Here is a 6,904-nt window from a genome sequence, read left to right as displayed (position 1 = left end):
AGAGCGCCCACCGTGTCAGCGTGCGCGTGGTGGCCGCACGAGACGCAGTGGAACTTCTGCTGTGTGGGCCGGTTCTCCTTCGCGGTGTGCCCGCATTCGGGGCAGGCGCGGGAGGTGTTGCGGGGGTTGACGGCGATCACTTCCCGTCCGGCGCTTTCAGCCTTGGCGTGCAGGATCGTCAGGAACACCCCCCATCCGGCATCGTTGATCGACCTGTTGAGCCCGGCTTTGGCCACGGCCCCGTTGGGCAGGAAGGTACCCGGCCGGCCGGGGTCGGGTCTCGGTGCGGGGGCCTTGCCCATGTTGTGGATCTTTAAGTCTTCGTGCGCAATGAAGTCGTGTGCGCGGACCAGGCCGAGCGCGGTCTTGTGCGCGTGGTCGAGCCGCTGGCGACGCACCTTCCTGTGAAGCTGGGCGACCTTCTCCACCGCCCGCTGGTGGCCGGCGGTCCGGTCCTTCGCCTTGCGGCGCGGGAACCGGGACAGGGCCTGCTGCGCCGCTTGGAGCTTGTCGGCTGCACGGCGACCGTGGCGCGGATTGGGCACGAACCCGCCGTTGGAGTCGGCGAGGAAGTTCGCGATGCCCAGGTCGATGCCGACCGTGGAGCCGGTCGCGGGCAGCGGTTCGGGCCGGTCCTGCTCGGCGGTCAGCACGACGAACCACCAACGGCCCTCGCGCTTGACCGACACGGTCTTGATCCTGCCGACCACGGCCCGGTGCTGGTTGACCTTGACGTGGCCCACGCCCTGAAAGCGGACGCGAGTGACCGGGTCGTGCGGGGTGGAATTCCACCGGCAGCCGTCCCCGTCCTTGGGGAAGTCGACCGTGTCGAACCAGTTCACCCCGCGAAAGCGCGGGTAGCCCGGGGCATCGCCGGACCTGACCCGGCGGAAGAACGCGGCAAACGCCTTGTCCAGACGGCGCAAGGTGGCCTGCTGCGAGCTGAACGACCAGCGGCCCTGACACTCCGCATCGAACGCCCGGATCTCCTTGAGCTGCGCGGACTGCATCCCGTACGTGACCGTGGTCTTCGAGACGTGCTGGTAGGCGTCGCGGCGTTCCTGCAACGCCGCGTTGTAGAGCAAGCAGTGGTCCCGCAGCATCCCGGCGAGCGCCTGGCCCTGCCGGACGGTGGGCCGCATCAGGAACTTGTACGCACGGATCATCCCGAAGCCCACCCCCTCCGGTGGAATCGTTCGATCCTACCTCCACGCGCTCTTGGTGTTTGTCACGAAGTACCGACGTGAAGTCTTCAACGGCGAAATGCTGACACGCCGCGAGAAGATCACGCGCGACGTATGCGAGAGCTTCGGCGCACAGCTGCGGGAGTTCAACGGCGAAGGCGATCACGTCCACCTTCTCGTGCACTACCCGCCAAAGGTCGCCCTGTCCAAGCTCGTCAACAGCCTCAAAGACGTCAGCTCCCGGTACCTGCGCGCGCAGTGCACCGGCCGGAACAACCGGATCAACCGGATCGGGACGGGCTCGTGTTCTGGTCCCCGTCCTACTTCGCAGCATCCTGCGGCGGCGCACCGCTGAGCATCGTCAAGGACTACATCGAGAACCAAAAACGCCCAACTGACCGTCACCACACAAGCGCAGAGACCTCCGGCGCTGCACGCCTCCGAGCCAAGGATCGCATTCACGCCCGGCCTGAAGGCCGGGATTCGCTGCGAAGAACAAGGGATGGATGCTCGTGGGAGGCGGACGTGGCGGAAACGACGAGTCTCATCGCACAGCCGACCGGGGACGGGCGGCAGCTGTCCGGCGTCGACTTGGCCGCATCGGCCGGGGGCGCGGTGAAGCAGGTACTGCGGTGTCGGACCGTACAGGCCCGGCCGGCAGATGCCGTCCGCCGGTCCTCGGGGTCCCACCCAGGTAACCGTCGCGGTCTGGCTGGCGGCGTCGTCTGTGCAGGCGAGTCCCTTCGCAGCGGGGGCTGCGGCCTCGGTCGCATCTGGACGGCCACCGTGGGCCGCTGCGGCTCTGTGCCATGGCCGGTGCTGCTACCGCGCCCGGCGTCATTGCCACCCCCACCCCCGCGCTCACCGCGCCGGTGTTCGGATCGTTGGCTTCTTGGAACCCGCAAGCCCTCCGGCCCCGGTGTGACGTCGGCCGATTCCACTCTGGCCGTCGCCGACAGATCAGGTGTCATATACCGGCGGATCGTAGCCGTCGGCCTTTGAGGCGCATGCGTCCGATGGATGATCACGTGGTAAGAGCATCACCTTCTCGAGAGCAGCCGATGTGGGAACCGGTAAGGCGGTGCGGCCGAGTTGGCGGCTTGAGTGTGGACACCGGCGGGACATCCCGTGTGCGCGCTCGAACGCAGACACGGTGTCAAAGGACCTCTGTGACAGGCGACCTGGACACCCTGCCCTCACCGCCCTGTCACGGACGCCTGGGGTCTGTGGCCGCCGTGTGAGGTAGCAACCGGAAGTCAGGTCCGCCTTGCCCGTCGATGCAGGCGAGCGGAATCAGCAGAGCAGGCCTGTCACCCGTTGGACGCCCCCTTGGTTGTCGTGCACTTGGTTACCCGGCGTCCCGGCAACTTCTCCGCGGATGGACGTGCACTTTGGGCTCATTTACGAGAGTTTTGCGCCGTAAGGTGTTTTTGCGGTGGTTGCTAGCCATACAAGGAAGCTGATGACCTCACAGACTGCGCCGGTTACACTCGTACCGGCCGAGGGACGTCGCGGCAGGGGCCGGGTGATCGTCTCCTGGATCACCACGACGGACCACAAGAAGATCGGGAACCTGTACCTGGCCACGTCGTTCGTGTTCTTCCTGATCGGCGGGCTGCTGGCCATGGCGATCCGGGCCGAGCTCGCCAGGCCGGGACTGCAGATCCTCTCCGAGGAGCAGTACAACCAGGCGTTCACCATGCACGGCACCATCATGCTGCTGCTGTTCGCCACTCCGACCTTCGCCGGTTTCGCCAACGCCGTCATGCCTCTGCAGATCGGCTCACCGGATGTGGCCTTTCCGCGGCTGAACATGCTGTCGTACTGGCTCTTCCTTCTGGGCGCCCTGATCGCGATGGGCGGGTTCCTCACCCCCAACGGCGCCGCAGACTTCGGCTGGACCGCATACACGCCGCTCAGCGGGCCCACCCGGACCGCACACCTCGGCGGCGATCTGTGGGTCATGGGACTGGCCTTGTCCGGGTTCGGGACCATCCTCGGGGCGGTCAACTTCGTCACCACCGTCATCTGCATGCGAGCCCCGGGCATGACGATGTTCCGGATGCCGATCTTCACCTGGAACGTCCTGCTCACCTCGGTCCTCGTCCTGTTCGCCTTCCCCGTCCTGGCGGCAGCTCTGTTCGCTTTGGAGGCGGACCGCAAATTCGGTGCCCACGTGTTTGACGCCGCGAACGGCGGAGCGATCCTGTGGCAGCACTTGTTCTGGTTCTTCGGCCACCCCGAGGTCTACATCCTGGCCTTGCCGTTCTTCGGAGTGATCACCGAAGTGATCCCTGTTTTCGCCCGCAAGCCGATCTTCGGCTACATGGGACTCGTGGGGGCCACCATCTCCATCGCTGGACTGTCGGTCACCGTCTGGGCGCACCACATGTTCGCCACCGGCGCGGTCCTGCTGCCGTTCTTCTCCTTCATGACCTACCTCATCGCCGTGCCGACGGGCGTGAAGTTCTTCAACTGGATCGGCACGATGTGGACGGGCTCGCTGTCCTTCGAGCCCCCCATGCTGTGGGCGGCCGGCTTCCTGGTGACCTTCCTCTTCGGCGGCCTGACCGGTGTCATCCTCGGCTCGCCGCCGCTGGACTGGCACGTCACCGACAGCTACTTCGTCATTGCCCACTTCCACTACGTGCTGTTCGGCACGATCGTCTTCGCGATGTTCGCCGGGTTCTCCTTCTGGTGGCCGAAGATGACCGGCACCATGCTCGACACCCGCCTGGAGTACATCCACTTCTGGACCCTGTTCGTTGGCTTCCACACCACCTTCCTGGTGCAGCACTGGCTCGGCGCCGAGGGCATGCCCCGCCGCTACGCCGACTACCTCGCCGCCGACGGCTTCACCTGGCTGAACACCATCTCCTCCATCGGCGCCTTCCTGCTGGGCCTGTCCACCCTGCCGTTCCTGTACAACGTCTGGAAGACCGCCCAGTACGGCAAGCGCGTCGAGGTCGACGACCCATGGGGATTCGGCCGCTCCCTGGAATGGGCCACCTCCTGCCCGCCCCCGCGCCACAACTTCACCACGCTGCCCCGCGTCCGCTCCGAGTCCCCCGCCTTCGACCTGCACCACCCGGACCTGGCGCAACTGGACCACAAGGCGACCACCGGCAGGCGCGACGCCATCGACGCCGCCGGACACGAAGGCGACCGGTCGTGACCCAGGTTCCTCGCGGGGAGCAGGGCGCGGCGTTGGCCAACGAAGTCGAGGGCTACCTCCTGCTGTGCGCCGAGCGGGACCAGGCACTGCGCGAGGCACAGACCCTCTGCGCCCGGCTTCCCTGGCTGACCAGCACGCAAGCGGAGGACATCACCGACCACTACGTCCAGCAGCGTCTGGAGATCACCCGCCAGATGCTGCGGACCGTAGCCGGCCGGGCCGAGCAGTTGCGTAGCGAGTACGAAGCGCGCTACGCCGCCTTGCGGCGAAGCCTGCTCAAAGGCCACGCCGCCTGCGCTGCAGCCGTTCTCGCCTGCGCTACGGGAACGAGCGCCCTGGCATCGATACTGGCACGCTAAGACTCGCACCTCCCCCATGGCGACATCGGCCGACGACTTGCCGGACCCGGCTCTCTACTCAGCCAAGGTGACAGCTCTCCCACTCCGGCACCGCCTGACGATCAGCGGGTGGGAGGACGGACGCCCCTTGACCTGGAAGATGCGCGCGATGGTGGCGGCGGGGTCCTCGGCGTTGGCGCCCAGACCGTAGACGGTTCGGTCGGGAGGGCCACCAGGCCGCCGGCGCGCAGCGCACCGGCCGCCTTCTCGATGTCACTGGTTCTTGCCGGCACGCCGCCATCCTAGGAGCACATCAGGGACCGGCAACGGTCCTGATCAATCTCAGCGCCAGCCACGATTTTCATGGATCCCCTCAACCGTTCAAGATCAACTGCTCAGCGCTGATGGCTGTTCTGTCGTTCCCCCAGGCCGGAGTAGCAGCCAGCACCGTAAAACCGGCCCGGGGCGTCGTCTCGTCCATGACGGGACAGCAGGGCACGACCCGGGATGGCCAGGACGGCCGGGCCGGCGGCCTGCGGCACCGGCCGGTCCGTCCCAGTGACCTTGACCCTGTGATGGCGTATGCCGGTGGGCGGACGGGGCAGGGGCTTTCTATGCGACCTGCCCAGCGCGCGTACGTCCGGCGTGGCCCCAGCCAAGGACACGCTTCCTCGCCGTGCGGTAGCCGGACAACAGCGAGTGCAGATGCCGGCACACCCGAACGGGAACGGCTGGCGGAGCTCGAATGCGAAAACGCCCAGTACAGAGAGGCGATGGAGAGCCGACCGGTCATCGACATGGCGCGGGGGGTGCTGATGGCGGGTTTCAGGTGCCTGCCCGATGACGCCTTCGAGATCCTGGTGATGGTCTCGCAGCACAGCAATATCAAACTGCGCTCGGTCGCGAAGGCGGTGACGGCGGCCGCGACCGGCCGGGACCCAATGCCCCCCGAGTTGCAGGACCATCTCGCGGCAGCGGTCGAAGCGTGGCGCCGCCGCGCGTGAGAGTGGCATGCACGGGCAGTGGGTGAGCACCCGACCGGCAAAGGGCCTCAGTACCTGGGGGCGAAGCGGCCCATTGCCGTTTTCCCGCTCGGCCGGAACCGCAGACCAGCCTGGCCCGAAACCCTGATCATCCTTCTTCCGGTGGACTGCATGCGTGGAATGATGTTTCGGGGGCATGTGCCGTCATGACCCAGGCTAGTGGGTGCAAGGCGGGGCGCGATGGATCAGGCTGCACACGGTGAGGACCGTCAGTCGCTGGTCGATGCGCCCATCACCGTCACGGCCGCGTTCGAGGGCAGCGAGGAAATCGCCGCAGCGCGGGACCTGGCCCGCACCTTCCTGGCCGACCTGCAAGCCGTGCACGGCCTTCCCGTGTCCGGCCGGGTCATGGGCATGGTCCAGCTGGTCGTCAGCGAGCTGGTCACCAATGCCCGCAAGTACGCGCCGGGCCCCTGCATGCTGACCCTGGAGGCAACCGACGGCGCGCTCGACATCACGGTCTGGGACAGCGAGCCGACGCTGCCGATCGCCCGCGCCGCCGATCCCGGCCGAGTCGGCCAGCACGGACTTGAGATCATCCTGACCGTCAGCGAAGGCTTCACCGCCCGCCGTGAACCGGTCGGGAAGCGCATCACCGCGACCATCGCCCTGGCCGACGATTCCGCAGGCAGTCCCGCCGGCCGCCAGCTGTAACCGCCTACACCTTCAAGATCAAGTGCGGAGCGTCAACCGCCGTTGCCTCGCACCGAGGCCGGCGAGCAGCCGACTGCGATCGAGGCGGTGCGAGCCCAGCGGCGCCGCGAAGCCGCCGCTACCCAAGCCGAAGGCCCTGTACACAGCGGCTCGTCCAGCCGGTCGCGTAGCCGTAAGGCGCCCAGATTCCAGTGCAGCCCTTGGTACGCCGTATCCGCGATGCCGCACGCTTCCAGACCCAACCGCCGGGCTTTCGGGTGCAGTCGCGTGCCTGCCCCGCCCGGCATGGTGCCGAAGAGAGCCGGGGGCTCCATCCCTGATCTTGTGTGGGTGTCCCCGGCTTCAGCCGGGGAAGGAAACGCATCCTCGGACCGGAGGCGCGCAGCGCCGGAGTTCGCTGCGCCTCGTCGGTGAGGGTCAGGTGGGCCGCTTTTGGCCTTCGATGTACTGGCGGACGATGCTGAGCGGTGCGCCGCCGCACGAGCCGGCGAAGTAGGAGCGGGACCAGAA

The 6,904-nt window shown here is 67.2% G+C and carries 8 protein-coding genes and 1 pseudogene; 6 read left to right on the top strand and 3 right to left on the bottom strand.

Annotated elements, in window-relative coordinates:
* A partial coding sequence (locus LZ604_RS35225) for an RNA-guided endonuclease InsQ/TnpB family protein (protein ID WP_234520286.1) occupies positions 1 to 1,166 on the bottom strand: 1,166 nt, incomplete at its 3' end.
* Between the two features lie 97 nt (positions 1,167 to 1,263).
* On the opposite strand from LZ604_RS35225, the gene tnpA reads away from it, so the two are divergent.
* From tnpA to LZ604_RS35210, 4 genes are all read left to right on the top strand, one after another.
* Positions 1,264 to 1,539 carry an IS200/IS605 family transposase gene (tnpA, locus tag LZ604_RS35220; protein WP_505016497.1) on the top strand — a complete coding sequence of 92 codons (276 nt, stop codon included), beginning with the start codon at positions 1,264 to 1,266 and terminating at the stop codon, positions 1,537 to 1,539.
* Positions 1,443 to 2,186, top strand: a complete 744-nt coding sequence (locus LZ604_RS36720) for a transposase (protein ID WP_505016496.1) — start codon at positions 1,443 to 1,445, stop codon at positions 2,184 to 2,186. The genes tnpA and LZ604_RS36720 overlap by 97 nt, the downstream gene beginning before the upstream one ends.
* 460 nt (positions 2,187 to 2,646) lie before the next feature.
* A complete protein-coding gene (gene ctaD, locus LZ604_RS35215; protein WP_234520284.1) occupies positions 2,647 to 4,359 on the top strand; it encodes an aa3-type cytochrome oxidase subunit I in 1,713 nt (570 codons plus the stop codon).
* Positions 4,356 to 4,718 carry a hypothetical protein gene (locus LZ604_RS35210; protein WP_234520281.1) on the top strand — a complete coding sequence of 121 codons (363 nt, stop codon included), beginning with the start codon at positions 4,356 to 4,358 and terminating at the stop codon, positions 4,716 to 4,718. The genes ctaD and LZ604_RS35210 overlap by 4 nt, the downstream gene beginning before the upstream one ends.
* A 96-nt stretch (positions 4,719 to 4,814) precedes the next feature.
* Here the strand turns inward: LZ604_RS35210 and LZ604_RS35205 are convergent.
* A pseudogene (locus LZ604_RS35205) lies at positions 4,815 to 4,990 on the bottom strand (L-threonylcarbamoyladenylate synthase); the annotation flags it as partial.
* A gap of 111 nt (positions 4,991 to 5,101) precedes the next feature.
* Between LZ604_RS35205 and LZ604_RS35935 the strand changes: the two are divergent.
* Entirely contained in the window at positions 5,102 to 5,701 is a 600-nt protein-coding gene (locus LZ604_RS35935; RefSeq protein WP_308283718.1) for an ANTAR domain-containing protein, read from the top strand.
* Positions 5,702 to 5,920: 219 nt separating this feature from the next.
* Positions 5,921 to 6,394 (top strand): ATP-binding protein, encoded by a 474-nt coding sequence (locus tag LZ604_RS35195; RefSeq protein WP_234520279.1) that lies wholly within the window; start codon positions 5,921 to 5,923, stop codon positions 6,392 to 6,394.
* 417 nt (positions 6,395 to 6,811) lie between these two features.
* On the opposite strand, the gene LZ604_RS35190 is transcribed toward LZ604_RS35195, so the two are convergent.
* The coding region (locus LZ604_RS35190) for a transposase (protein ID WP_234515494.1) at positions 6,812 to 6,904 on the bottom strand (93 nt) is incomplete at its 5' end.

It is taken from the genome of Streptomyces glomeratus (assembly GCF_021462825.1).
GTDB lineage: Bacteria > Actinomycetota > Actinomycetes > Streptomycetales > Streptomycetaceae > Streptomyces > Streptomyces glomeratus.
This window is presented reverse-complemented; position numbering and strand designations above follow the sequence as displayed.